Annotated in this window: 25 protein-coding genes; 5 read left to right on the top strand and 20 right to left on the bottom strand. The window is 54.7% G+C overall.

Features of this window, described 5'->3' with window-relative positions; all coding sequences use genetic code 11:
• Positions 1-242 precede the first annotated feature (242 nt).
• The 10 genes from KDC22_RS02680 to KDC22_RS02635 form a co-directional block, all read right to left on the bottom strand.
• Complete coding sequence (locus KDC22_RS02680) at positions 243-638, bottom strand: GNAT family N-acetyltransferase (RefSeq protein WP_211721984.1); 396 nt, start codon at positions 636-638, stop codon at positions 243-245.
• Between the two features lie 626 nt (positions 639-1,264).
• The gene (locus KDC22_RS02675) at positions 1,265-2,788 is read right to left on the bottom strand and encodes a DUF4179 domain-containing protein (protein ID WP_211721983.1); all 1,524 of its coding nucleotides are present in this window, start codon (positions 2,786-2,788) and stop codon (positions 1,265-1,267) included.
• A gap of 19 nt (positions 2,789-2,807) precedes the next feature.
• Positions 2,808-3,317 (bottom strand): sigma-70 family RNA polymerase sigma factor, encoded by a 510-nt coding sequence (locus KDC22_RS02670; RefSeq protein WP_173139189.1) that lies wholly within the window; start codon positions 3,315-3,317, stop codon positions 2,808-2,810.
• Between the two features lie 183 nt (positions 3,318-3,500).
• Positions 3,501-3,965, bottom strand: coding sequence for a DUF420 domain-containing protein (locus KDC22_RS02665; protein ID WP_173139188.1), 465 nt, complete (start codon positions 3,963-3,965; stop codon positions 3,501-3,503).
• 36 nt (positions 3,966-4,001) lie between these two features.
• A complete protein-coding gene (gene ctaG / locus KDC22_RS02660) occupies positions 4,002-4,910 on the bottom strand; it encodes a cytochrome c oxidase assembly factor CtaG (protein ID WP_211723864.1) in 909 nt (302 codons plus the stop codon).
• Between the two features lie 25 nt (positions 4,911-4,935).
• Entirely contained in the window at positions 4,936-5,259 is a 324-nt protein-coding gene (locus KDC22_RS02655; RefSeq protein ID WP_173139187.1) for a cytochrome C oxidase subunit IV family protein, read from the bottom strand.
• 4 nt (positions 5,260-5,263) lie between these two features.
• Positions 5,264-5,890: a cytochrome c oxidase subunit 3 gene (locus KDC22_RS02650; RefSeq protein WP_211721982.1), complete on the bottom strand. Its 627-nt coding sequence runs from the start codon at positions 5,888-5,890 to the stop codon at positions 5,264-5,266.
• Between the two features lie 6 nt (positions 5,891-5,896).
• The gene (gene ctaD / locus KDC22_RS02645; RefSeq protein ID WP_173139402.1) at positions 5,897-7,735 is read right to left on the bottom strand and encodes a cytochrome c oxidase subunit I; all 1,839 of its coding nucleotides are present in this window, start codon (positions 7,733-7,735) and stop codon (positions 5,897-5,899) included.
• A gap of 129 nt (positions 7,736-7,864) precedes the next feature.
• Positions 7,865-8,914: a cytochrome c oxidase subunit II gene (gene coxB, locus KDC22_RS02640; RefSeq protein ID WP_173139184.1), complete on the bottom strand. Its 1,050-nt coding sequence runs from the start codon at positions 8,912-8,914 to the stop codon at positions 7,865-7,867.
• Between the two features lie 416 nt (positions 8,915-9,330).
• Entirely contained in the window at positions 9,331-9,519 is a 189-nt protein-coding gene (locus KDC22_RS02635) for a hypothetical protein (RefSeq protein WP_019913840.1), read from the bottom strand.
• Positions 9,520-10,045: 526 nt separating this feature from the next.
• Between KDC22_RS02635 and KDC22_RS02630 the strand changes: the two genes are divergently transcribed.
• Together KDC22_RS02630 and KDC22_RS02625 are read left to right on the top strand one after the other, a co-directional pair.
• Complete coding sequence (locus tag KDC22_RS02630) at positions 10,046-10,384, top strand: DUF4870 domain-containing protein (RefSeq protein WP_211721981.1); 339 nt, start codon at positions 10,046-10,048, stop codon at positions 10,382-10,384.
• Between the two features lie 81 nt (positions 10,385-10,465).
• Positions 10,466-11,413, top strand: a complete 948-nt coding sequence (locus tag KDC22_RS02625) for a diacylglycerol/lipid kinase family protein (RefSeq protein ID WP_211721980.1) — start codon at positions 10,466-10,468, stop codon at positions 11,411-11,413.
• A 308-nt stretch (positions 11,414-11,721) separates the two neighbouring features.
• Here the strand turns inward: KDC22_RS02625 and KDC22_RS02620 are convergent, their stop codons facing one another.
• The 4 genes from KDC22_RS02620 to KDC22_RS02605 are packed head-to-tail and all read right to left on the bottom strand — an operon-like array spanning position 11,722 to position 14,355.
• Entirely contained in the window at positions 11,722-12,297 is a 576-nt protein-coding gene (locus tag KDC22_RS02620) for a xanthine phosphoribosyltransferase (protein WP_173139178.1), read from the bottom strand.
• Between the two features lie 43 nt (positions 12,298-12,340).
• On the bottom strand, positions 12,341-12,646 hold the full coding sequence (locus KDC22_RS02615; RefSeq protein WP_173139176.1) for a hypothetical protein: 306 nt from the start codon (positions 12,644-12,646) through the stop codon (positions 12,341-12,343).
• A gap of 41 nt (positions 12,647-12,687) precedes the next feature.
• Positions 12,688-13,506, bottom strand: coding sequence for a TrmB family transcriptional regulator (locus KDC22_RS02610; RefSeq protein WP_173139174.1), 819 nt, complete (start codon positions 13,504-13,506; stop codon positions 12,688-12,690).
• Between the two features lie 36 nt (positions 13,507-13,542).
• On the bottom strand, positions 13,543-14,355 hold the full coding sequence (locus KDC22_RS02605; protein WP_173139172.1) for a zinc ribbon domain-containing protein: 813 nt from the start codon (positions 14,353-14,355) through the stop codon (positions 13,543-13,545).
• Positions 14,356-14,577: 222 nt separating this feature from the next.
• Here KDC22_RS02605 and KDC22_RS02600 point away from each other — a divergent pair, with 222 nt between their 5' ends.
• Positions 14,578-14,952, top strand: a complete 375-nt coding sequence (locus KDC22_RS02600) for a hypothetical protein (RefSeq protein ID WP_173139170.1) — start codon at positions 14,578-14,580, stop codon at positions 14,950-14,952.
• 286 nt (positions 14,953-15,238) lie between these two features.
• On the top strand, positions 15,239-15,901 hold the full coding sequence (locus KDC22_RS02595; RefSeq protein WP_173139400.1) for a GTP pyrophosphokinase: 663 nt from the start codon (positions 15,239-15,241) through the stop codon (positions 15,899-15,901).
• 103 nt (positions 15,902-16,004) lie between these two features.
• Here the strand turns inward: KDC22_RS02595 and KDC22_RS33940 are convergent, their stop codons facing one another.
• From KDC22_RS33940 to KDC22_RS02565, 6 genes are all read right to left on the bottom strand, one after another.
• Positions 16,005-16,301 (bottom strand): IS3 family transposase, encoded by a 297-nt coding sequence (locus tag KDC22_RS33940; protein WP_211721979.1) that lies wholly within the window; start codon positions 16,299-16,301, stop codon positions 16,005-16,007.
• Positions 16,207-16,638 carry a transposase gene (locus KDC22_RS02585; protein WP_211721978.1) on the bottom strand — a complete coding sequence of 144 codons (432 nt, stop codon included), beginning with the start codon at positions 16,636-16,638 and terminating at the stop codon, positions 16,207-16,209. The genes KDC22_RS33940 and KDC22_RS02585 overlap by 95 nt, the downstream gene beginning before the upstream one ends.
• A 71-nt stretch (positions 16,639-16,709) precedes the next feature.
• The gene (locus KDC22_RS02580) at positions 16,710-17,066 is read right to left on the bottom strand and encodes a hypothetical protein (RefSeq protein WP_211721977.1); all 357 of its coding nucleotides are present in this window, start codon (positions 17,064-17,066) and stop codon (positions 16,710-16,712) included.
• Between the two features lie 228 nt (positions 17,067-17,294).
• Positions 17,295-18,083, bottom strand: coding sequence for a hypothetical protein (locus KDC22_RS02575; protein ID WP_211721976.1), 789 nt, complete (start codon positions 18,081-18,083; stop codon positions 17,295-17,297).
• 39 nt (positions 18,084-18,122) lie between these two features.
• Positions 18,123-21,212, bottom strand: a complete 3,090-nt coding sequence (locus KDC22_RS02570) for a DEAD/DEAH box helicase (RefSeq protein ID WP_211721975.1) — start codon at positions 21,210-21,212, stop codon at positions 18,123-18,125.
• A 672-nt stretch (positions 21,213-21,884) separates the two neighbouring features.
• Positions 21,885-24,341 carry a glycoside hydrolase family 31 protein gene (locus KDC22_RS02565; protein WP_211721974.1) on the bottom strand — a complete coding sequence of 819 codons (2,457 nt, stop codon included), beginning with the start codon at positions 24,339-24,341 and terminating at the stop codon, positions 21,885-21,887.
• A 200-nt stretch (positions 24,342-24,541) separates the two neighbouring features.
• On the opposite strand from KDC22_RS02565, the gene KDC22_RS02560 reads away from it, so the two are divergent.
• The gene (locus KDC22_RS02560; protein WP_211721973.1) at positions 24,542-25,306 is read left to right on the top strand and encodes a tryptophan-rich sensory protein; all 765 of its coding nucleotides are present in this window, start codon (positions 24,542-24,544) and stop codon (positions 25,304-25,306) included.
• The last annotated feature ends 83 nt before the right edge of the window (positions 25,307-25,389 follow it).

The following is a 25,389-nucleotide window of genomic DNA, read 5'->3' as shown; positions in this document are numbered from 1 at the left end:
TCTCGCCTCGCTTTATTAGTCTCAAGCAGCAGACAGCAGATCCATAAGTTGCAGTGTGTATCTCTCTGTGCTTACTGTATATATCTATATACACAGTATATGACCTGCCTTTTCCTCTGTCAACCCACAACCTCCAAACAGACTGAAATTCGTGATCAGCCCCGTCTATACGCACAAAAAAAGCCCCGTGCAGGGCAGACTTCGGCATTATTAGCAGCAGACCGCAAAATTGAAAGCTGGGGTTAAACTTGTTTCCTCCATACTCCGCCGGAACAAGGTGTGAAGCCACTTCGGGTATACAGCGAGGTGTGTCTGGAATCGTAGGTCAGGGTCACAATTTCTAGCCCGAAGCGTTCCGCCTCTTCCAGCAGCTTTTCCACTAGAGCCTGGCCTAATCCTTCATTCTGATAATGAGGATGCACTATGATATCCTCCATATAGCCATGCTGCAGTCCCATACCTGATACATACCCGAAGGCTATGAGTTCATCGTTCACCTCACGGACCCCCGCCCAAAAGTTGCATCTCTCAAATAAAACAGGGTAATCCGCATGCCGGCCGGCCCAGCCTGCCCATTGTCTTAACGTCGGCACTTCATGCGGTTCAATCGGCAGGTTTATTACAACCTTATGGTTCAATGTATTAACTCCTTTACTTTAGATTTGAAGCTACTCCATTTGTTATAAGGCCTTCCACTATAGTCCCACCCGCCGGAACGGAGCCTCTCCCCTAAATAAATAATTTTGAACAACCAGAGGTTCGTTATCCCAATTATGATCTATTTGATGCTGGATAGTCACTTCAAGTTGGGCTTGGACTCCCGATCTTGCCTTCAAACAAGTGGAATTTGTACATCTATTTCGGGCCACTGGCACACTCACAGAAAATTAGTTGGATAAACAACACCTATTACACCCCATTTCAGACAATTTAATGAAATCAGGATAATTAAGTGTACTTTTTCCAACTGCTTCTTCCAGATAGTCTGGATCGGCAGAATTAAGTACCTTTTTTCCAACTGCGTTCCCAGCCTGTCCTGCACTCCGCCCTTTGCACTCCACCTTTGCCTATTACCCATCCACTCTACGGGATAGCGCCCATTGCCCACCCACTCTGCGTGAAAATGTACATAAGCAGCATTGTAGCAGCGCAGGAGTACCACCTATCCCCGCCAAAAAGCCCATCCACCGCCGCCCGCAGTAGCGGAGCAGCAGATGAACAGGCTTCAAGGGATACACGCCTTTGCGATATCTGCAGTAAGCTTCTATTTCTTGGAGAATAGCTCGATACTGTGCGTCTCCAAAATCGGATTCCAAATGCGTTCAACGGATTGGGTAAGCGGCTGCGGGTAATCTGCAGCTTGACTGCCAAAAAATAAACTCATCTCATTGAATCCCTCCCCATTTCTTGAGGTCGTGGTGCCGCCGAAATTGTGTAGTGCAGTTTCCCGATTCGTTCTTTCATGCACCTGCCCGTTCGCATCGGTAAATTTGTCGGCCAGTCCTGCGCCAATGTACTCCGCCTGTACCGCCCCTTGCGAATCGGTATAATAAAATAGCTTACTCACTTTGCGCCGCAGCAGAATCTCTGCCTCTGTTGCATGATGTTCCTTCTTTGAAGTGACAATTTCAAAATCGTCTGTCGGCGCTTCAATAACCTGCTGCTTGTTCAGATCGACCACAAATTTCATGCGGTCCGGTTCCAGCGCCGAGATACCTTCAATCTTCAGTATGGCGGAGTCCGGCTGGTTAAGCTCGGTATGCCTGAACACCAGCGTTGCCTGCGAGTGGTCTTTGTACACCTCGGAATTATCGGCCGTCATCCTGCCCGGATAAACCAACTTCTCGGTTTGGCTCCCGGTTGTTGTGATCAGAACAGGATTAAGCAGGCTGAAAATCTGTTTGGTATTCGCCGGGTCATACTCCAGATCAACATAAGTATTGAGCGGAGTATACTGTACTTGGCGCACTTTGATCTTTTGCCCGTCCACGGTAAGCGTGCGGTTTACAGGCAGCGTATGCTCCTCCCGGTCTTTGAATGGGTCCGGTTCAAGCTGGAATGATACCTCCATGCTGGTCCGATACTTGTTGCTGCTGGAAGTAAGCGCCTGGTCGGACGTTCCAGTGAGAATCAGAGTGAACTTCACATCCTTGGAATAGGCGATGGAAGCCGGATAATTGGTGGAATAAATAAAATCCTTGCTTTGGCCGGGCTGAATCCGGGAGTCGGTGTCGTACGCCATTTCCAGGGCTGCGCCTCGATGCGGATAGGGCACCTCGAAATCGCCGAATTGAATTTTCGTATCCGCAGGAATAACTTCTTCATCCGTATCGTTGTGCACATTGAACAGGATGTACACTTTACGGCCATCTGTGACGGCGCCATCCACATCCATACGGTATCCATTGTTTGTTGCGCTTTGACGGACCGGCTTTACCAGATTTCGTTCCAGGATGTCGCCAACCACCCGGTTCGTTAACGGTTGTTTGCGATAGGCGGCAAAATCATTCCAGCTTGTGGTGCTGGCCGCTTGCACTGAACCACCGAGGCCGGAATCATCTGTACCTCCGGTCGGCAGGCCGATGGAGAAGATTATCAGAACAACGGCTGCGGCCGTGGCTAATACGGTCCCCGCCCCATAGGAATAGAAACGTCGTTTGCTGCGTTTTTTCCCCTTATTTATTCCGCTGCGCATTGCATGATAAATTTTCATTTCCTGAATCGACTCTGCATTTAGATGGACCTCCTGGGCATCCTGTTTCAGGATACGCTCTTCTTTTTCCAACATTTCAGCACCTCCCATAGGCTCACAAATAGTTCCGCAACAGCTTAAGTCCTTCACGCAGCCAGGTTTTGATCGTGCCTTCGGGCTTATTCAGTACCTTGGCAATTTCAGGTGTCGTCATATCCTGGTAATACTTAAGCATCACGACATGCCGGTATTTCGGCTTCATCCGGTTCATCGCCCGCTCCAGATCGAGACGGTCGCTGCTCCTCATCTCGTGGGATTCCTTGTCCTCCAGCTTCTCCGCCGGAACGACGCGTTTTTTACGCCGCAATTCATCCATGCAGCAGTTGATAGTAATCCGCAGCAGCCACGGTGTGAAGGCCTGCTCGTTTTTGAGCTGTTTGCGCTTCATCCAGGCCCGGCACGAGGCTTCTTGCACCGCTTCCAGGGCATCCGCTTCGGAACGCAGATAGCTGTACGCGATCGCATACAGTTTACGGTGCTCGACCGCAAGCCGTTGAAAGAATTCCTTTTCATCCATCCGCGCAAGATCTGCTGTATTTGCTGTGTTCATTGTTCTCTCCACCATTCACCACCCCCTCTTCCTTGTTGTGTCGGTCTATGGAAGAAGCCGCCTCGAAATATGTTTTCACAAGTAAGACGGAGCAGAACGTAAAAACGATTGATTTATATTAAAAAAGCCCATCCACCGCCCCCCGCAGTAGCGGAGCAGATGAACAGGCTTATTCCTTATCCCCAAGCATTCCTTCAGCTAAGCGCCCAGGATGATCTCCCAGACCGGCTTCGTATGTCCGCCCGGATAGAGCATGTACAGCAGCACATAGACGGCTACTCCGGTGATGGCGGTGATGAACCAGATGACGGAGGTCACTCTTCCCCACTTGCGGTGTTTGGCATACTTGGCCTTGAAGCCTAGCGTCAGCGTAGTGATGCCGAATACGGCAGCTACGGTTGCAAGCACAATGTGGAAGATCAGGAAGACATGGTAGATCGTCGTCAGTTCCTCCGGCCCGCCCCAGGAAGTATTGCCTACGAATATCGTTCTTGACGAATACACCAGGAAAAAGAGAATCGCTGCCACCGCAGCCGCAATCATCGTCTTCTTGTGTGCTTCGCGTTTGCCTTGAATGATCTGTCTCCAGCCGATGGCCACCAGCAATGCGCTAATAACAATGAATGATGTGCTGATCGTCGGAAACAATGTGAAAATATCCATGCATATCCCCCTCGGTACTTACCAGCTCATAATAGGTCAGACCTCCTCCGCAAGTGCAGAAGATGGCGCGGACAACTCGGTGTCCTCTTGTCTGTTCTCTTTTTTATACCAATGATAGAACACATAAGCAAGCATCGAGGCAAAAATAAATTCCTGAATGAACTTCATCACGATGCCGCCGACCTGCTGATCTACCTTGGGGGACAGAGATCCGAAGAAGCCGGGACCGCCAAAAGCCTGCAGCAAAGCAGCCGGACTCTGCGGCACACAGTAGCCCATCGCCTTCGCCCAAGTGTCCGGATCACTATAAGTGGCATACAGGGGAGAACCCGCAAATATAATCAGCCCGCAGGCTGGTGTAAGCAGGACCATATTCATAAAGATAAAGCCCACCTGACCCAGACCGCTAAGCGCCCGGTATTCGGGCAGCGGGTTGATCAGATTCCACCACATTAACGCCGAGGTCAGGAACAGGACTCCATAATAGAGACGATGGACCGTGAAGTGCAGCATGACATAATCATGGATCACCGGGATATGATAGAGCGAGAACAGTCCATTGAAGAGCAGGGCGGCCACGACGGGCTTGGCGAGAAAAGCAAACCCCTTCAGCGGATTCACCTGCAGCAGGGCGCGCCAGCACCAATCGGGAATGCCCAGCATAATCAGCGGTACCGCCACCAGATAGGACAAGGCCATGCTGACCATATGGAAGGAGAACAGGATGTGCCCCAGCAGACTGACAGGTCCGCCCTGTGCCAGGTAGAGGGCCAGCATTCCGCATAAGAACAGCCCCCTCCGCCAGAAGGGGACTGCAATGCTGCCCTCAAAACGGGAGGCCAGCGGACCGATCAGCACAAAATATACGGCAGTCAGAAGGAGCATCACGGCCAGAAACAGCGGGCTCCATAGTTCAGTAAAGCTGAAATATTGCAATCCCGGTATCATCGCGAGACCTCCCCGGACAGAATTAATCCCACCATACCCAATAGAGCGCCATTATGATGGAGGTGCCTGCGATAAAAAATCCGCCCAGCATGAAAATAATCGGCAGCATATGCCCTTTGTCCTTCAGATGCATCCAGAAGCCCATCTGCAGGAACACCTGCAGCACAGCCATTACCAGCAGCAGGATGATCGCAAAGGTAGCATTGATACCTCCGGCAGCCACCGCCGCAAAAGCAATCAGTGTCAGGACAACCGAGAACACGAATACAACAATATGCCGCTGCGGTCCTTCCGGCCGGTGCCGGTGCTTCACCGCAGAATCTGAAGAAGGCTGCTTTGTCGTCATGGCTTCAGCCCACCTTTCCGAGCAGGTATACGACCGTGAAGATAAAGACCCATACCACATCAATGAAATGCCAGTACATCGCCGACACGTAGATCTTCGGTGCGGTGACTACCGTCAGGCCTTTGTGCATCAGCTGGCCGATCAGCACAGAGATCCACAGAATGCCGAATGCGACATGCGCACCATGGAACCCGACTAAGGTATAAAACGCCGAGCTGAACGCACTCGTGGTCATCCCGAATTCCTCGTGCCTGATGTATACGCTGAATTCATAAATCTCCAGGATCAGGAACCCGAGTCCGAGCAATACCGTGACCAGCAGCCAGTTCCGCAGCTGGGCAATATTGCCCCGGTGCATCGCCTGGATGGCGAACACACTCGTCAGACTGCTGACCAAGAGCAGAAGGGTCGCTAACGCAACCAGCGGCAGGTGAAACAGCTCTGCTGCCGACGGCCCCTCATTCGTCTGATTGCGCAGCGCCAGGAAGGTAGCGAACAGGGTGCCGAAGAGCACCGCTTCTCCTCCAAGGAACAGCCAGAAGGCCAGTACCTTATTGCGTCCTTCCAGAGTCGCTTTCTCTGGTTCATGCGGGAGTGTTCCGCCCTCCGCTTCAGCGTGTGCTGTCGTCATATCCGCTCACCTTCCTTCCAGCTCTTCGGGTTCAATATGCCAGCCGTGATCGTCGAACAGTGACCGCATCAGCATTGACCCGAAGGTAATTAGGAGTCCCAGCGCTGTAACAATATAATTATTGAACAGAAAGCTCATGATGCTATTGTTGAATTCATCGCGGCTGAACATGAAGCCCAGGCCAGCGATGAAGATCCCAACGGACATCATGAACGGCAGTATCGTAGCCGAAGGCATATGAATGGAACCTACCGGTTCAGCCGGAGTCATAGCCTTGGCCCCAGCCATCTTCTCTTTCCAGAAGGCATCCAGGCCCCGCACCAGCGGTGTCTGCTTGAAGTTATATTCCGGCGGCGGGGATGGAATGGTCCATTCCAGGGTCCGGCCGTCCTCCCACGGATCATTCGGTGCGTCTGCGGGCCGTCTGGAGGTCAGGAAAATATTCACCAGGAAGATAATCATGCCGACACCCATCAGGAACGCGCCGACTGTACTGACCAGATTAAGCAGATCGAATTGCTGGTTCGGCAAGTAGGTGAATACACGCCGCTGCATCCCCATCAGTCCCAGGAAATGCTGCACGAAGAACGTTAAGTGGAAGCCGATAATGAAGGTCCAGAAGGTCCACTTGCCCAAGGCCTCGCTAAGCATCCGCCCGAACATCTTCGGCCACCAGTAGTGAAGTCCGGCAAACAGCCCGAGCACCAGACCGCCGACAATAACATAGTGGAAATGCGCCACTACGAAGTAAGTATCATGGAACTGGAAGTCCGCAGGCGCGGAGGCCAGCATAACCCCTGTGACTCCGCCCATGGTGAAGGTGGGAATGAAGCCGGCCGCGAACAGGTTAGGGGTCGTGAAGCGTACCTGCCCGCCCCACATGGTGAACAGCCAGTTGAAGATTTTGATCCCCGTAGGAACGGCTATCAGCATCGTAGATACGGAGAACAGGGCGTTCGCTACCGGACCGAGGCCGGTGGTGAACATATGATGCGCCCAGACCATGAAGCCCAGGAAGGCGATCAGTATGGTGGCGAAGACCATGGAGCTATACCCGAACAGCCGCTTGCGCGAGAAGGTCGGAATGACCTCGGAGATGATCCCGAAGGCCGGAAGAATCAGAATGTACACCTCGGGATGGCCGAAGATCCAGAAGATATGCTGCCACAGCACGGGATTCCCGCCTCCGGCAACATTGAAGAAATTGGCATCCAGAATCCGGTCGAAGGTCAGCAGCACAAGGCCTACTGTAACTGCCGGGAAGGCGAATAGAATAATAGCTGAAGTAATAAACGTAGCCCAGGCGAACATCGGCATCCGCATGAAGGACATCCCCGGTGCGCGCATCGTGATAATGGTCGCCAGGAAGTTAATGCCCCCAATCAGGGTACCGAGACCGGCAATCTGCAGCCCAATGGTATAAAAGTCCACCCCGTGCGTCGAGCTGTAGCCCTTGCCGGAGAGCGGGGTATATGCGGTCCAGCCCGCATCAGGCGCACCGCCCATCACCCAGCTGAGGTTAAGCAGGAGACCGCCGAACAGGAAGGTCCAGAAGCCAAGGGAGTTAAGAAAAGGAAAGGCTACATCCCGCGCGCCGATCTGCAGCGGAATAACCGCATTCATCAGCGCGAAGATGACCGGCATCACTCCAAGGAAGATCATGGTTGTGCCATGCATGGTGATCAGCTCGTTGAAGGTCTGGGCATCCAGAAAGGTATTCATCGGCTTGATCAGCTGAATACGGATCAGGATAGCTTCCAGGCCGCCGATACCGAAGAAGAGGCCGCCTGCCCAGAGATACAGGATTGCTATTTTTTTATGGTCGACAGTGGTGATCCAGTCCATAAGCCCGGTATGCCGCTTGGCGCTGTGGCCGGGCTTCAAGGGCTGGGAGGGATGCAAGGATTGCGCTGCATGAGCCAAAGAACGTACCCCCTTTATCAAATATGCTGCTTCCGCTTCAGGTTATAGGCTTCATTCCAGCGTATAGCCGGCCAGGAATTCGGCAATTCCGTCAATCTCTTCGTCGCTTAAGCCCATGTCCTTGGGGTTCGGCATCTTGTTGCCCGGCTTCACGCTCTGCGGATCATGCAGCCAGGTCTTCAGATTCTCCAGGATCGGTGCTCCGTCCTCGCGCGTATCGTCATTGAGCAGAATGCCGGCGACTGCTTCACGGGAGCCGATTCCGGTCAGGCTGGGAGCCACCGGTGAAGCAGGCATACTTCCAATCGCATGGCAGCTCAGACATTGGGACTTGAATTTCTCGGCAAGCGCCGGGTCATCCGGCATCACAGACTCCGGCGCCTTCATAGAGGCGATCCACTTCTCGAAGGCCTCCCCGCTGACCGATTTCACCTTGAACTCCATGAATCCGTGGGAAGGTCCGCACAGCTCCGCGCATTTCCCCCGGTAAACGCCTTCATTCGGCGCACTGAAGCTGAAGCGGTTGACCGTGCCGTCCGGATTGGTATCCATCTTCCCGGCGAGTGAAGGTACCCAGAAGGAGTGCAGCACATCCGTGGTGCTCAGCTCGAAGGCGATATGCTTGCCTGTCGGAATAATCAGATCCTGTGCGGTCGTCACTCCATAATCCTTATATTCAAATTCCCACCAATACTGGTGGCCGGTCACTTTGACCTTAATCGCATCCTTGTCGTCCGAATGATCATTGCCGGCAGCAAACACCACCTTCACTGTGGGGATCGCCAGCACCACTACGAGAATAAGCGGGATGACCGTCCACAGTACCTCCAGCTTGAAGCTGCCTTCCACCTGCTTGGGAATTTCATTCTGATCCTTCTTCCGGCGGAAGCGAATCCATACATAAGTGGCAATGGAGAAGACGACAAGAAGCACCACGATCATAATCGCGATCGACAGCTTCATCAGTGCATAAGAGCTTTCTGCCACGGGTCCCTGCGGTCTGAGTACCGACAAGTCCTCCCGTCCGCACCCGGCAAGAAGTAGTCCAAACGCTGCGGTCATGGGAAGAAGCCGCTTTCCAGCCTGCCCTATTTTCATCATTGATCTACCCCGCTTTTCCCGATTTCGTAGATTAGAGTATTTTCCTGTCAATTATAACAATCACTATTAATATAAGTTCGGCTCACTGTTTTGTCAATCGTTCACAACAATTTCACATAATGATTTTGCAAACGTAGAAAGCTTGTCAATACTGATTTTAAAAGCGCTTTCAAAATTACGGGAAAACTGTTAAACTACTTGTGAAGCGTATTCATAGGTAATTGTGTCTATTAATTCATTTGACTAATCCGGTGTCCGCATACCCGTTACGGTACACTTAATCAGGTATACAAAAAAAACCGATTCCAGAGGCAGCAAGCTGCCCGGGCACGGTTTATGAGAATCCTCATGGATGTTATAGCTTGAATGTTTAGTTGTCAGTATCAAACAGCACGAAACAGAATAATCCTGTCGCTCTAAGAAACGGAAGAATTCATTCTAACCAGCTCATGCTCCACAACCATGGTCAGTTCTTCCTCATAACCTCCCGTAATCCGATACTTCCGGACGTACTCCTTCACAAATTTCTTGGGATCTTTGGGCCGGAAAATGCGTGTCATTTCCCGTAGACTTTCCTTGACTTCGTTATGACCTTTACTTGCCATGATCAGTTCCCTCCCAAAACATTGAAAATGAATGCTCCGTTGTAGAGAATGCATGATGAAAAGTTCGCCGTAACCCTGAAATGCAAGTAAGAAACCATTACACATACGCGGCTTGCATTACCCGTCCAGACTGCCACTTCCGTATATCCGGAAATCCGCCTTGCCGGTGAAGCAGGTTCGTCGTGATTTGGGCTGAGAGTAAGGATGTCCCACACAATAGACACCTTGACACTATAGTTACCCGAAGAGCCACTTGCTGAATCACTCCTTTCGGGCCTTATCGTTATATTGTATCATATTATGGTTCAACTTCCACCTTTCCATGTAAAATATGCAAGTGGAAATTTTTATATACTATGCTTGCCATCCTGTTTATGCACCTGTCAATTAGTATGTCCCTTGCCAATTAAAATTATGGGACAGCATCTCTTGGCAGCTCATACTTTGCCCGGACCCCTCATAGGCTTTTAGGGAAGAAGCATCCATATTCCATGCCTTTTCTCTACAACCAAGGAGAGTGAGCCCTGTGTCGCCTTTCAGATCTTCCACCGGACTGCCCGAGAACCTTGCCGCGGCCTTGTGTTATTTCTTCCCGTTCATCGGCGCGGTTGCCTTCCTTGCTCTGGAGAAGCGCAGCCGCTTCGTCCTGTTCCACTCGCTTCAATCCCTGATTGCCTTCGGTGCGCTCATGGTAGCCCATGTACTCAGCGGCTTCATTCCGCTTCTCCGGGATCTGGTGGGTGCCCTGATCTCCCTCTGCAGCTTCGCGGTCTGGCTGCTGATGATCTACCACGCCCTGGGCGGCAGATGGTTCAAGCTTCCCTGGGTGGGGCCCATCGCCGAAAGCCAGCTGCGGCAGCTATAGCACAAAAAGATTCCCTTTTGCCTGTCCGCTCCTTACAATGGTACTTGGACATACAGGAATCTACAGGCTGGGGGAACATCCATGTACTTGTTCATCATAAATTCCCGCTCAGGCGGGGGAGCGGGGCTGCGGACCTGGCACACGGTCCAAGCCTTGCTTGAGGCGCGGACCGTTCCCTATGAAGCACTCTTCACCCGGAGTGCTGACAGCGCAGAGGGCCAGGTGCTGCAGGCCCTGGCCCGCCGCGAGGACTGGCGCGCCGCCATTGTCATCGGCGGCGACGGCACGATCCACAGTGTGCTGGGCGCACTGCGGCGCAGGGGTGTCCCGCTGGGAGTCATCCCGGCGGGTTCGGGCAATGATACTGCGCGCGGGTTCAGCATCCCGCTGGCTCCAGAGGCAGCGCTAGACACCGCGCTGCAGGAGCGCTGCCTTGAAGCCGATCTGCTCTCGGCGGCAGGCAGGCTCACCCTGACAGCCGTTGCCAGCGGCTTCGACGCCCAGGTGGCCGTCAATGTGAACGGCAGCCGCTACAAGCGGCTGTGCAACGCTATTGGCGCCGGCCGCCTGGCCTATATCATCGGCATTCTGCATACGCTGATTACCTTCAAGCCCTGCCGCGTAAGCGTGACCTGCGACGGGAAGGAGCAGAGCTTCGACCAGGCCTGGCTGGTCTCGGTCTGCAACCTGCCCAGCTACGGCGGCGGGCTGCTGATCTGCCCGCAGGCGGAGCCGGGCGACGGCCTGCTCGACGTCTGCGTCGTGCATGGGGTCAGCCGCGTTCAATTGCTGCGGCTGTTCCCTACGGTGGTGAAGGGCAGGCATACGAAGCTGCCCTACGTCACTATGCTGCGCGGACGCAGCGTAGCGGTCCGCTTCGCGCAGCCGCGCCACGCCATCGGCGACGGCGAAGCGCTGGGCACGGCGCCGCTGAGCGTGCGCTGCGAGCCGGGCGCGCTTCGTGTACTCTCTCCACTGGCAGCAGCGGCCGAGGCGGGTACCGCCGGTTCCTGCCACGCGAGCGGCTAGGCACGCGCGCGCTAGTATAACTTCGCGCTACTTAGGGATTAGAGGGTCTTTTCCTCTCCCTCAGGGGGCTATCTTTGTTTCAGCAAGGTCACAACAAAGAAGGTTTTCCTCCTCTGACTGGAAGGTGATTACACCCGGTTTCACTTTCGGGCGGAGTGGCCTAAGACCTTCAACTCAACAAACAGCGGGCCCCCGGAGATCATCCGGGGGCCCGCTGTTTGTGTGTCAAAATATGATAATTCATCTGTTTCACACGATAACTTATCAAGCGGGCTGAACCGGCGGTAGCAGCCTGGCCTTGGTCCGCCCTATTCCTGGACGAAGCCCACGGCTCCGTCATCCAGTGAAGCAATCCGCACCAGTGATTCCACCCGGTAGCCTGCTTCCTTCAGCAGCCGGTGGCCGGGCTGGAAGGATTTCTCGATCACAATGCCAATGCCGGCCACACTGCCGCCCGCCTGCTCAACGATCCGGGCCAGCCCGAAGGCGGCTTCGCCGTTCGCCAGGAAATCATCGACGATCAGTACGCGCTCGCCGGGAGCGATGAACTTTTTGGAGACGGTAATCTCATTGGTTTCCTGCTTCGTGAAGGAGTAGACCTTCTCCACAAAGATATCTTCCGTCAGCGTCAGCGACTTCTGCTTACGGGCAAAAATCAGCGGCACTTCAAGCTCAAGCGCCGTCATAATACCGGGGGCAATCCCGGAGGATTCGATGGTCAGCACCTTGGTGACCCCCTCCCCGGCAAAACGGCGGGTAAACTCGCGTCCCACCTCACGCATCAGGAACGGGTCCATCTGGTGATTCAGAAAAGAATCCACCTTGAGCACACCTTGAGCGAGAACAATACCTTCGTTTATTACCTTTTGTCTCAATAGCTCCATCCGTGCTCCTCCTCTTCCCTTCCATGGACCCGGCTTCTAAGGCTTACAGCCCTGTTGGTTTCTGGGGCAGTAAATTGCCGACAATCGACTTCAGCTCGCTCTCCGGCTTGCTGCTCTTCTTGCCGTTGTCAAAGCTGGTAATGCGAATCTCGGAATACGTCTCTCCCGGTGCCACTGGCTTAAAGATCCACTTCTCCCGGTCATCCAGCCGCACATTAAACTTCATATCCTTGAACATTTGCACCAGCTCTTGTTCTGCCGGGGCTGCTCCCTCTTCCAGAAACAGCAGTCCGCGCAGCGGCTTGACGCCATCTGTATGCTGCACCTCAAAATGAACGATACACTCCATGCTTGTCACCTCCCTTGCGCAGTCACCTCAGTACCTCAGGGCTACTCCGCCGGCTCTTCCCCGGTCTCCTCCTGGTCCTGTGACACGTATTTGCTGTAAATCCGGCTGTAGCGTTCCCCATACCGTCTCTGCAGCTCGGGTCCCATGTCTTCCTCCAGCTCGAACAATACCATTTCCTGTGTAAAAGATTTGAGCAGCAGCTCCACCAGCACCGGATGCTCGGTCACCACCGCCTGGGCAGTTCCATCCTCATAACGCATACCGAGCATGCACCAGCTCCGGTCAATGACGAAGGAGAATTTCCGTCCGACGCTGCGCTGCGGCTTGCCCGGAAGGGGCGGCCATACCGGATACGGTGCCGGAACCGCGTCGCCCCCGTCAAAAGCCCACAAGAGCTTAACTCCCCGCAGCTCCGCCTGCGCAAGCTCACTGCGCAGCAGCGAGGCTTCCTCGCGCCACACATCGACCACGATCTCCTGGGCGGCAAGATTCAACTGGCGAATCAGCTCCTCCATTACATTACGGTCACCCTCCACGTTATAGAACGAAGGGCTGACCGGACCTCCGCGCGGCATTTCACTCTCCATATACGCAAGCGAAGCCTGCACCCGGCCGGATATCATCGTGGCCAGCTCCTCCGGGTCCAGCACACTATAGCGTGCCGGCTCCCCTTCTCCGCAGCGCACGTAGCCTTGCTGGGTCAGGCGCTGAAGCGCCGCGTATACGTTCGATCTGGATACTCCTAGCTGCTTTGCCACTTCGTAGCCCGAAGCCTGGCCTTTGGTTGCCAGCTCAACCATAATTTTGGATTCCATCTCTGTGAAACCCAAATTGCGCAGATGCAGCAGCAACTGTTCCATCTATGTTGTCCCCCTAAGCTGTCTGTCTAACCCTGTCTATATTTGTTCCGAGCCGCAGCGCGGGCACCACATGGAGCCTTTGGGCAGATCGGCGCGGCAAATCTGGCATTTCACGATCTCCCGTGTATCCGTTTCGACGGCCACTGTCTCCTCAGCAGGCTCGCTGGCCTTCCAGTCCCGGATCCGGCGGTCCAGCTCGAGTTGCCGCTCCCGTTCACGTTCCAGTTCATCGGCCTCCCGGCGGCTCCGGTCAGAGCCCGCGATCCCTCCGTCATAGTCCTCCGGTTCTTCCTCATCTTCAATCTCCGGCAGCACCTCAGCATACTGGACTCGCGCTTCGGGTCTTCTAGCCAGCTCCCGTTCCGCTTCTGTCAGCTCTTCTTCGCCGTAGTATTGATCTTCCTCATCTTCATGCTCATGTACAGTATGCACTGTCACCGTAGGTGCAGCAGGTGCCGTAGCGGCCGCAGCCACAACCGGTTCCTTACGCAGCGAGATTTCTTCCAGCTTGCGCCCGCAGTGCGGACAGAAATTGGCATCCAGCGCTACGATCTTGCCGCAGGTGCACAGGCGTTCATTCCTCAGTTCGGCGATTCTTGAGCGCACACCCTCAATTTTCTCCTGCAGCTTATTACAGCCCCGGGCCAGCTCGATCATCTGGCCTTCGGCCACCGACATATCCCTTGAACGATATCCCTCGTAGAAAAGCTTCCCCATTTTCAAAAATTCAATTTGCATCTCATGCTCAATGTCCGAAATCTGCCCATTCAGCTTGCTCACTTCCACCGAGCTTTGCGCTTTTTCACTCACCCGGCTGGCACCGTCTTTAATGCGTTGCAGAAAATTCATTGTAGTTCCTCCTTCTCCAGAGTGAGAATAGGCTGATTCGCAGCCGCATAACCCCTTGCATTCTTACTTATCGCTCCGTGCAGCACTTGGAAACGTGACTCTATCATACCAAAAGTCCCGAATAGATTCATTATTTGTCGTCATGTGGTAAATACCAAGTAGAAGCGGCTGTCCGATCCTATTGGGACATGTCGTACATTATCGAATAATGGAGGGATACATTTGCCTGACGATAACCTTAACCGATATTTCGTCTCTGTGAATCACGGTCTGATCCAGGAAGAACGAAGCGACTCCAATGAGTATGAGGTTCTGCTGTCCGGTGACGAGCTTACCGTGCTTCAGGATCTTCTCACAGGTCTGGCCAGCGGGGATGACTATGCCTTCCGGCGTGCTTTTGTCCCCTACAAATCTGCCGATCATGACGATGCCGCAGAGCAGTTCGATGACGCCACCATCCGCCTGTTCCAATATCTGCACGATCACGGTACCGACGAGACCCGCCGCCAGATTGAAGGATTGAACGTCCTGCATAAGCTGGAGAATACGGGTTATCAGGACGAAGGATATGGCTCCGGCTCTCCCACCAACAAATAATACTGAACACCTCTGCGCGCTCCCGGCCGCTATTATGCCTATACTGTGCTAATACGCGGCTTAGCGCAGAATGTTTCTCTTCCGTCCGGTTATGGTTTTATTTTGCGTCCGGGGTTGTACATCGGTTAAAATAGAATCAGATCAGCTGCAGGCGTACTGTATGAGATTGCCGTAGTCATCCGTTCATTGTCTACAGTCACAAATAACTAAATCCGGGAGAGTTTCAGTGGAAGAAAACGATAGTACACAAGTAACATTGAACAAGTTGCAGGTCCATGTGAAGGATATGCAGAAGTGGCAGATTAACGAGGATTTCGCCAAGCAGATTGAGAATTTCAAGGCTTTGCCGGCGCTCTACCGCCATGCTCTGAATGAGCTTGAGAATAAAATTGATATCATCCGGACCGAATGGCAGGTGCGTGACGGCTTCAGCCCCATCGAGCATGTAAAGTCGCGGATCAAGGAACCGAAGAGCATTGTGCAAAAAATGGAACGCAAGGGCCATGAGTTTACCCTTGATAATATGGAGCAGCATATCCATGATATTGCGGGAATGCGGATTGTCTGCGCTTTTGTGAAGGATATCTACCGGCTGGTCGATCACCTGTGCGCCCGCGAGGATATCCGTGTGCTGGAGATTAAGGATTATATCGCCCACCCCAAGCCGAACGGCTACCAGAGCCTGCACCTCATCGTTGCGATTCCGCTGGTGCTGCTGGACGGTACCCGCTGGGTGAAGGCGGAAATGCAGCTGCGCACGCTGGCGATGGATTTCTGGGCCAGCATGGAGCATATACTCTATTATAAATTTGACAAACAGCTGCCTTCCCATGTGGCCGAGGAGCTGAAGGAGGCTGCACGCGCCGCCGATGAGCTGGATCAGAAGATGCTCCGCTTACGGCGGGAGATTCTGGAGCTGTCGGAAGGCAGCGCCCTTCATGAACCTTAAGTATTAACGATAATTACAGGGATAATGAGTGTACAGGGACAGTGAATTCTTATATTTAGGCCTTAGGGTAGCATTCGTTGAAAAGAGGAGCATTTATGCAGCATTAATGCTCCTCTTTTCCGTTATGTTGCCCCTTTTTTGTGGATTGAGGTGCCCTTTTTGCGTTACAGGAGCGCAGGCCCAGTTCTCTCATGTACTTTCCTATGGTACGTTCGCTTATCTTGTATCCCTCACGCTCCAAGAGAATCGTGATTTTGGGGCTACCGTACCGACCCTGGGAGGCATCAAAATGATAGGCGATCCGCTTAAGCAGTAACGCTTTGAGGATGGCCTGGGGGGTGGGCTTTGCTGTTCTCCATTTGTAATAACCGCTCCGTGATACCTGAAAGACGATGCACATCTTCTCCACTGGGAACTTGGAGCGATGATCTTCGACAAACTGAAATCTCAGTTCTTTGGGTTGCTGAAGATGTGCGCGGCTTTTTTAGGATGGCCAATTCCTCCTCCAGGTCTGCCAACTGCTGGTCGCGTTCCTTCAGCTGGCGTTGCAGCTCTCTGACTTTGTCCGGGGTGGACTCACTTTGGAACGACCGGTACTTCTCCAACCACTGGTACAGGGTTTTGGCAGGAATGTCCAGCTCCAGGGCGAGTTCCGCCACCGTCTTGGTTTGCTCCTGGATATACTTTACGGTCTGTATTTTATATTCTTCATTGTAGCTTCTCCGTGTTTCACTCATGTGGGCAACCTCCTCGTTAATCTCGCTTCTGGCCTGCTTTTGGAAAATTTAGGTTTACTTTTGCTCCTCATTCACGCTTCCCGCCTGCTTTTGGCGGTATCAGAGGGATTTTTCCCTTTCATTCTCTCACGCAGCCAACTATCAGCGGCATCAGAGGGATTTTTCCCTTTGATTCTCTCACGCCGCCAACTTTCGGCGGCATCAGAGGGATTTATCCCTTTCATTCTCTCATACAGCCAACTTTCGGCGGCATCAGAGGGATTTTTCCCTTTGATTCTCTCACGCAGCCAACTTTCAGCGGCACCAGAGGGATTTATCCCTTTCATTCTCTCACGCAGCCAACTTTCGGCGGCACCTGAGGGATTTATCCCTTTCATTCTCTCACGCAGCCAACTTTCGGCGGCACCAGAGGGATTTATCCCTTTCATTCTCTCACACAGCCAACTTTCGGCGGCATCAGGGGGATTTATCCCTTTGATTCTCCCACGCAGTCAACTTTCGGCCACATCAGAGGGATTTATCCCTTTCATTCTCTCATACAGCCAACTTTCGGCCACATCAGAGGGATTTTTCCCTTTCATTCTCTCACGCAGCCAACTTTCGGCGGCACCTGAGGGATTTATCCCTTTCATTCCCCCATACTGTCGACTCCCAGCCTACAGCTTATTCAGACCCGCCGCACGTGCGGCAGCGGCCTCCGATACCCGGCGCATCAAGAGAGCAAGCCCTTCACGCGCCTTGGGGGTCTGCGGCAGGAGTGCGCTCCAGTCCTCCTCCGGCTCTATCACCTCAGGCATAGCCGGAAACGGCCGGGAAGAGATCTCATGAAACAGCGGCCCTGGCTGATGCAGCGAGCCTTCGGCAGCCGCCTCGGCCAGCCATTCTCCCGAGGACACGGCCGGACCCTTACGCTCCAGCCGGGCCAGCTCGGAGGCCAGCGACACAGGCGCAGGCGCTCCCTCTTCTTCAATCCGCTCATTCTCCTGCTCCGCCCAGAGGGCGAACACGCCGGTGAGCAGCTCCTCCTTGGACAGTCCGCGCAGGGCAAACGCAAGCAGCGGCTCCTTCACCAGCTGCTGCCTGATCCGAAGCAGCACCTCTCCTGCGGGCAGCAGGCCCGTCCCCTGTTCATCAGCCGCCTGCTCCAGCTCATTATCCGCAGGCAGCACATCAAGCGTTGCCAGCCCGCCATTCAGACTGCCCTGCAGCAGATCATACAGTTCACCCGGATGCGCGGAGAGCTGAAGCAGCACTTCATTTTTCCGCGCGGGCAGCCACTGTTGCAGATGCAGAGTGAGCACCTCCCGGTGCACCTGCTTTTCTGTTGTTGCCCCGGCTTTGCCGTCAACTCTGTCTGCACCGGCTGATGCCGGGCTCTCCAGACTCCCGGTGGCCTTGATCAATCCGGGCAGCACCTCCAGCCGCAATTCCAGCAGTTCTTTCATAGATGCTCCCCCTCCTTCTTCCTTACAATCTAATTCTATCTACATCCAGTCCTGGCCCTGCAGCTCAATCAGCTCTTTCAGCTCATGGTTGGACATCTCGGTCAACCAGTTCTCGCCGGAGCCGACCACTTGCTCGGACAGGCTTTTTTTGCGTTCAATCAGCTCATCAATCCGTTCCTCCAGCGTCCCCTGGCAGATCAGCTTATGCACTTGCACATTCTTATGCTGCCCAATGCGGAAGGCACGGTCCGTGGCCTGGTTCTCAACTGCCGGATTCCACCAGCGGTCATAATGGAGCACATGATTGGCCCTTGTCAGATTGAGGCCTACGCCCCCCGCCTTGAGCGACAGGACGAAGAATGCAGGACCTTCCCCCTCCTGAAAAGCATGCACCATCTCGTCACGCTCGCGCTTCGGGATTCCGCCATGCAGGAATAGCGGCGTCTGCCCGTATCTTCGGGCCAGACGGCTGACGAGCAGCTCGCCCATCGCCACATACTGCGTGAAGATCAGCGCAGATTCGCCCAGCTCGGAGATGCTGTCCAGCACCTCGAACATGACATCCATTTTGCCGGAAGGCTCACTGCGCAGGCTCCGTCCCTCATCCTTGCGGAACAGCTGGGGATGATCGCAGATCTGCTTCAGCTTGGTCAGGGAAGAGAGCACCAGTCCGCGCCGGGCCATACCGGAACGCTCGCCGATGACACCGAGCATCTCATCCACCACTCCCTGATAGAGCGCGGCCTGCGTCTCCGTAAGCGGACAATAAGACTTCAGCTCAAGCTTCTCCGGCAGATCCTTGGAGATATCCGGGTCACTCTTGAGCCGCCGCAGCAGGAAGGGGGAGACCAGACGGTGCAGCTCACGCAGCCGTTCGCCGCCTTCTCCCGATACGTAACGCTGCCGGAAGGAATGGTAGGTCCCCAGATAACCCGGGTTGAGGAAGTGGAAAATCGACCACAGCTCGCCCAGCCGGTTCTCCACCGGAGTCCCTGTCATTGCGATCCGGTGCGGCGCAGTTAGCTTCATCACACTCTGCGCCTGCTTGGTGCGGTGATTCTTGATATATTGGGCTTCGTCCAGCACAACGGTTGACCAGCGTACCCCGGCCAGATCCTCGCTGTCCCGGCCAGCCAGATGGTAGGTGGTCAGCACAATCTCATGGCTGAGCGCAAGCTCGGTGAAGCCCTCGCCGCGCACCCGCCGTCCCCCATGATGAATATGCACACTAAGCGAAGGCGCAAACCGCTGTAATTCCCGCTGCCAGTTCCCCAGCAGTGAGGTCGGGCAGAGGATCAGCACAGGCTCCTGCTTCTCTCCCGGCGGTGCATTCAGCGCCCGGTCCAGCAGGCAGGTGATGACCTGCACGGTTTTGCCAAGGCCCATATCATCGGCCAGACAGACCCCGAAGCCCAGGCTGCTGAGCGCCGTCAGCCATTGATAGCCCCGCTCCTGATAAGGCCGCAGCGTTCCGTTCAGATCCTCCGGTACCGGACGCATCGGCATCCCGCGCAGCACATCGCCATGCATGAGGGAGGCCAGCAGGCCGGAGGTCTCCATGCCGGTAACCGACATGCCTTTCCACAGCCTGTCATCGCCATCCTCAGCCTCCAGGCGCATCCAGTCGGCTGCTGTCATCTCCCCGCTCTCGCCACGCTTAATGTATCTCAGGACCTGACGCACTTCCTTCGGGTCCACTTCAATCCATTCCCCCCGGAAGCGTACAAAAGGTACGCCCGCTTCCACCAGGGCATTCAGCTCATCCTCAGTGATGTCCGAGTCCCCCAGTGAGGCCTCAATACGGAAGGAGATCAGCTCCTCCATGCCCAGCGCAGACTGGACCGGACCATCGGTTCCGCCCACCGGGGGCTGCATCTTCATTCTCATTCCAATCCGCCGCCGCCCTTCACGGCTCCAGCGTGAAGGCATCTGCACTGTAATTCCCCGTTCACGCAGCTGCTGCACACTCTCTTTCAGGAAGAAATATAGCCGCTCCGGGGACAGCTCTACCCCGCGTGGAGCAGGTTCAGCCAGCGAACGCTGAATGTCCGGCGAACTCTTCGCCGCCCGTCCCAGCGCAGCAAGCAACTGCTGCTGGATGTTGCGGTAGCGCTTGCCCCATAGGGTGAATTCCCGCTCCCGGCTGCTCCAGACCGCTTCCGCCGGAAGCCAGAATTCCCCCTCCTCCCGGCTCTCCGCCCAGAACGTCAGCTGCCACTGCTCGCTCTCCTCCGCCGGCGGCTCCAGCCGCAGGCCCAGACTAAGCTGCCCGCTGCGGGCTTCCTCAGTCTCGAAATGCGGCACCTCATGGCCCGCCGTATCGTTCACAACGGTCAGCAGCTCAGTTACCTCAGCCGGAGTCCCCTGAACAGGGATATCCCGGCTGCCGGTAAGCAGACTGTTCCACCACAGCTCAGTCAGCGGAGAATAGCCGCGGCGGTAATTGGCCTTATACGGCGCCAGCGCACTCTCATGGGCTGCAACCACATTCTTGATCTCGGAGGTCATGACCGCCTGCAGGAAGGAATAGAGCACATATCCGCCCGCTTCCTCGCGCGAGGACAAGTCCCCTTCCTCAGCTACATGAGTACCGAGGGCCAGCACCGGCATGGAAGCCGCCATCTGCAGGAAGAACTCCTTATCCGCCTCTTCCCGAAAAGCAGGCGACCAGCATACAGCGGCCGCCTGCTCGCCGCCGCGACGCCGCGAACCTACCTTGCGCGGCGGCTGGGCACCGGGCACAATTCCGCCCTTGCCCATTAGTTCGAGCGCAAACCGGGCGGCTGCGGACCAGTACCGCAGCTCACCCCCAGGCTCTATGCCTTGGGCGCGGCTGACCTGCTCATCCCAGGCCAGGAGCAGCTCGAAGGCATCCTTCGGGGTCAGCGCCAGCCCTTCGAGCGTGCGCCCTGGCAGTGCGCGCCGCGCCGGCTTGCCTTCCACAGCGGCGGCGACAGGATATTTCACCTCTGCCAGCCGCAGCGCAGCACCCGCAAATGGACGCCAGCCGCTGCGGAGCTCCAGCCGTTTGATCACGCGTGTCCATGCGTCGACCTTCGGCTCAGAGGTTTCACCCGAGAAGCAGAATAAAACGTCCCCTAACCATATTGCATACAGATGCTTATTCATTGATGATCTCCATTCTTTTGAGCAAACAGAAAGAGCCAGCCCTTCCGGTCCGGAAGACTGTATCCTTCTCCGCGAGAAATATATTATGAAGGTGTACGGACTGCACCACTACTACCTGTACAGCCGTTCCATCAGCGTCATTACGGCAACTTTTTTCTTCATCCCTTCATCTTATACGAAAAAGCCTATATTTAAAAACCTTTCTGCGCTTTTTCTGTGATTTTAGCAGATTTTTCTGCAAATCTAAGGCAAACGCAGCAAATCACAGCCCCGCTCCCAATCCAGGCGCGTCCAGGTGGATATATGCCGTCAGGCGGCCGCAACTCTAATCGCCCGGTCGATTCGCCAACAACTAAGTGGGAAACAAGTGGAAAATCGTATCTTAAATTGTCCACTTTCAGCTATTTGAGGAAATTAAATGGATAAACGACACTTACTCCAGCCCATTCTTCCTGTTACGGCAGATATGCAGAGAATTAAGTGTACTTTTTCCACCTGCTGTTTCATATAGCGCCCTTCATGAACCAGCAAGTGTAGAAAATCCAACTGCTATTTCTATTCGCTGACGGGTCTCCTCTCCGCCAGCACAAGCAAGCTTCTCCCAGACAGCCCAAAGAACCATCCCTTCCCCTGAAAGGCGAAGATGGTTCTTTGCTGCCTGCTATCCCAGCCCTACTTCCTCCGCGCATCCGCCTGAATCCGCAGCTCTCCGCCATCTGCCGCATCCTCCACCTGCACGATAATCGCGCCGTTCTTGCCGTTACGGGCCCAGCCGGTTCTTCCCTCATTCAGCTGCTCGAGGGTGATCTCCGTCAGACCCTCCACCGCAGCAACGGTGAAGAACGGGTAACAGAGAGCGAACCGCAGCTTCTCTCTCCGCGGCTTGTAATGATGCACCCCGTAGGCCCACTTCAGCTCCAGCACTCCGTCCCCGCCCTCGGCCTGCACGGCAATCTCCGTATACTGGCCCTGACGATAGCCGAAGCTATGGCCGTCATCTTCATACAGCTTGAAGGATGCGGAGAACCCGGTAGACGCTTCCGCCCCGTAGAGATGGAAGATGACCATCTCCTCCGTGTCCTCCAGCGCATACTGTCTCAGCAGGCCTTCGGCTACGAAGCTGCCGGCCTTCACATACATCGGCATAATGTGCAGCGGCGCAGCCGCCAGAATATGACGGCCGCCTTCATGGATCTCCCCGTCCCAATAATCAAGCCAGCAGCCTTCCGGCAGGTAGACCGAGCGGTGATCCGTATCCGGGCGGTAGACGGGGGCGATCAGCACATTGTCGCCCAGCAGGAACTGGTCGCACAGGTTGGTCACATGCGGGTCACGCGGATATTCAAGCACTAACGGACGGATGACCGGCAGCCCGCTCACTTCCGCTTCATGAAACAGATTATACAAATGCGGCATCCAGCGGTACCTGAGCCCAATGAATTCACGCAGAATCCCTTCCACCTCTTCCCCGAAGGACCACGGCTCCTGGCGCAGCGTTCCGATGGAGGAATGATTACGGCAATAAGGGAAAAAGACACCCATCTGCGTCCAGCGCACCAAGAGCTGCGCCGAGGTATGGTGAGCGAATCCGCCGATATCCGGCCCGGCGAAGGCCAGCCCCGACAGCCCCATGTTCAGCACCATCGGCATAGCCATCGCCATATGCTCCCAGAAGCTGCGGTTATCTCCGGTCCACACAGCCGCATACCGCTGGATACCCGCATACCCGGCCCTGGTCAGCACAAAAGGCCGTTCGCCCCCCATATGCTCAGCCAGGCCCTCATAGGTGGCTTTGGACATCATCATCCCGTACAGGTTATGGTATTCCTCATGGGTAACCGGCCGCCCGTTGTTGAAATGCATCACATCGAGGTCCATCGTCTTGGTCTCATTGAAGACCGCAGGCTCGTTCATATCGTTCCAGATGCCCTCAATCCCGAGATCGGTGTAGTATTGATGCAGATCCCCCCACCACTCCGCCGTGCGGCTGTCGCTGAAGTCGGGAAAGGCGCTAATGCCCGGCCAGACCTCCCCGAAGAAAATCTCGCCCTCCAGGCGGCGGCAGAAATGCTTCTCCAGCACACCTTGCTTATACACCTCGTATTTCGGGTCTTTTTTGACGCCGGGATCAACAATGGGTACAATCCGCACCCCCAGCTCCCGAAGCTCCGAGATCATGGTCTGCGGATCAGGGAAGTTGACGGGGTCGAAGGTGAACACACGGTACTCATCCATATAATGAATATCCAGATAAATGACATCACACGGGATATTCTTCTCGCGGAAGGTACGGGCAAGCTGCAGCACCTCCTGCTGATTCATGTAACTGTAGCGCGACTGGTGGTAACCGATCGCCCATTTCGGCGGAAGCGCGATCCGGCCGGTAAGTGTGGTATATCTTCGGACAACATCCTTCATCTCCGGACCGTTAATGAAATAAATGTCGTAATTCCCTGTCGAGCAGCCAATGGTAAAAGCGACGCCATGCGAACGCATGTCGAAATCGCTCCGGCCCGTGTTATCCAGAAACAGCCCGTAGGAGAGATCGCCATGCATGTGAATAATCAGCGGAATCGACTCATAGAGCGCTTCAATCTCCGGCAGATGCGGGGCGAACACATCGGTATTCCAGTTCGTATAACGCTCCCCGCGCTTATCCAGGAAGCTTGATTTCTCACCCAGTCCATAGAAATGCGAGTCCGGCTGCATATCATACTCCGCATGACTTGCCCCGCGGGGATTCCAGCTCGCCAGATTCTGCTGCATAATCACCTTGCCGGAGGTGTTCTCCACACGGAGCAGGAACGAGGTCTTCTCAATAACCAGCCGGATGGCACTGGTAGTGAAGATGAGCTGTTCTGCAGTCTCCTCCACCGGGAACAAATGCGGGATACAACACTCCTTCAGCACCGCCTCCGAGGTGGTCAGATCCGGCACCCTGCCATGGAAGACTTTCATCCGGAACATATCGTCGCTCAAAAAGAGAAAGACCAACCCGGCGCATTCCCCGCGGACAATATAGACATTCTCAGAACGCTCCCAGGATACGACGCTGCCCGGCGTATTCCAGGTCTCCTTCATCACCAGCGGCCCCATCTTCTCCGGGCGTATCGCCTCACTGCTCTCCATGTTTCTTATCCCCCTTCGCTGTCGCTAATGGCTCTTCATGACTACATATTACCCCGGTGCTCAGGAATACTATCCGCAAATGTTATGACCTGTTGGTCATTTTTTTCGCCGAAATAGTCTTAATTACTGCCAATGCGGGTATATTCAATATAGACCATGCTTAAGAACGCATTACAATAATGAAGTTGGGGAGTGATCCTATGACTAGAACTAATCCTTATAAGTGGGGAAATCTGCTGCTATTCCTCGGTGTGATTGCCGTCAATACCCTCTCAGTGACCCTGCCGCTCGGAGGGAACAGCACCGGTGAGATTTCGGACAGGTATCACACCGATCTCACCCCGGCCGGATATGCTTTTTCTATCTGGTCCCTGATCTATCTGCTGCTGGCCGGGTTCATTATTTATCAGTTCCGCAGCGATACCGGAGGCAGGGACTCTGTACAGCGGATAGGCATCTGGTTCATGCTGAGCTGTATTTTCAATATGGGCTGGCTGCTGCTCTGGCATTACCTGTATATCGAGCTGTCCCTGGTAGTCATGCTGCTTTTGCTGATCTCCCTGATTGTCATCTACCGCCGCACCCGCAGTATTGCAGATCCAACTACAGGCGAGACATGGCTGGTTAAGCTGCCCTTCAGCATTTACCTCGGCTGGATCTCTGTAGCCACCATCGTCAATGTCAGCGTCGTGCTGGTGAAGAACAACTGGGACGGCTTCGGACTCAGCGCCTCGCTATGGGCTGTCATCATGCTCTGCGTCGGCACAGTGCTGGCAGTTCTGGTCAGCTATCCGTACCGGGACAGCATCTATCCGCTCGTCTTCGTCTGGGCGTATATCGCCATTGCGCTCGAACACCAGGATACAGAATCTATATTCTTCACCGGGCTGATTGCCGCCGGACTTCTCCTGCTCTACAGCATCTGGCTGCTGCTCACCCCGCGCCGTACCAGAAGCAGTTACTAATCTTGAGCATTTATCAAGCAGAAACGGCTTCGCCGTCCTCTTAAAGGACGGCGTTCGTTTCAGCGAGAAATAGAAGGATAAGT

This window comes from Paenibacillus tritici (assembly GCF_018207515.1).
Classification (GTDB): domain Bacteria; phylum Bacillota; class Bacilli; order Paenibacillales; family Paenibacillaceae; genus Paenibacillus_AQ; species Paenibacillus_AQ tritici.
This window is presented reverse-complemented; position numbering and strand designations above follow the sequence as displayed.

Coding starts and splice junctions, on each gene's coding strand:
- KDC22_RS02675 (WP_211721983.1), bottom strand. CDS start 2,788: ATGTTGGAAAAAGAAGAGCGTATCCTGAAACAGGATGCCCAGGAGGTC.
- KDC22_RS02670 (WP_173139189.1), bottom strand. CDS start 3,317: ATGGTGGAGAGAACAATGAACACAGCAAATACAGCAGATCTTGCGCGG.
- KDC22_RS02665 (WP_173139188.1), bottom strand. CDS start 3,965: ATGGATATTTTCACATTGTTTCCGACGATCAGCACATCATTCATTGTT.
- KDC22_RS02655 (WP_173139187.1), bottom strand. CDS start 5,259: ATGACGACAAAGCAGCCTTCTTCAGATTCTGCGGTGAAGCACCGGCAC.
- KDC22_RS02650 (WP_211721982.1), bottom strand. CDS start 5,890: ATGACGACAGCACACGCTGAAGCGGAGGGCGGAACACTCCCGCATGAA.
- ctaD (WP_173139402.1), bottom strand. CDS start 7,735: ATGGACTGGATCACCACTGTCGACCATAAAAAAATAGCAATCCTGTAT.
- coxB (WP_173139184.1), bottom strand. CDS start 8,914: ATGATGAAAATAGGGCAGGCTGGAAAGCGGCTTCTTCCCATGACCGCA.
- KDC22_RS02635 (WP_019913840.1), bottom strand. CDS start 9,519: ATGGCAAGTAAAGGTCATAACGAAGTCAAGGAAAGTCTACGGGAAATG.
- KDC22_RS02625 (WP_211721980.1), top strand. CDS start 10,466: ATGTACTTGTTCATCATAAATTCCCGCTCAGGCGGGGGAGCGGGGCTG.
- KDC22_RS02620 (WP_173139178.1), bottom strand. CDS start 12,297: ATGGAGCTATTGAGACAAAAGGTAATAAACGAAGGTATTGTTCTCGCT.
- KDC22_RS02615 (WP_173139176.1), bottom strand. CDS start 12,646: ATGGAGTGTATCGTTCATTTTGAGGTGCAGCATACAGATGGCGTCAAG.
- KDC22_RS02610 (WP_173139174.1), bottom strand. CDS start 13,506: ATGGAACAGTTGCTGCTGCATCTGCGCAATTTGGGTTTCACAGAGATG.
- KDC22_RS02605 (WP_173139172.1), bottom strand. CDS start 14,355: ATGAATTTTCTGCAACGCATTAAAGACGGTGCCAGCCGGGTGAGTGAA.
- KDC22_RS02595 (WP_173139400.1), top strand. CDS start 15,239: ATGCAGAAGTGGCAGATTAACGAGGATTTCGCCAAGCAGATTGAGAAT.
- KDC22_RS33940 (WP_211721979.1), bottom strand. CDS start 16,301: ATGTGCATCGTCTTTCAGGTATCACGGAGCGGTTATTACAAATGGAGA.
- KDC22_RS02585 (WP_211721978.1), bottom strand. CDS start 16,638: ATGAGTGAAACACGGAGAAGCTACAATGAAGAATATAAAATACAGACC.
- KDC22_RS02580 (WP_211721977.1), bottom strand. CDS start 17,066: ATGAAAGGGATAAATCCCTCTGGTGCCGCCGAAAGTTGGCTGCGTGAG.
- KDC22_RS02575 (WP_211721976.1), bottom strand. CDS start 18,083: ATGAAAGAACTGCTGGAATTGCGGCTGGAGGTGCTGCCCGGATTGATC.
- KDC22_RS02570 (WP_211721975.1), bottom strand. CDS start 21,212: ATGAATAAGCATCTGTATGCAATATGGTTAGGGGACGTTTTATTCTGC.
- KDC22_RS02565 (WP_211721974.1), bottom strand. CDS start 24,341: ATGGAGAGCAGTGAGGCGATACGCCCGGAGAAGATGGGGCCGCTGGTG.
- KDC22_RS02560 (WP_211721973.1), top strand. CDS start 24,542: ATGACTAGAACTAATCCTTATAAGTGGGGAAATCTGCTGCTATTCCTC.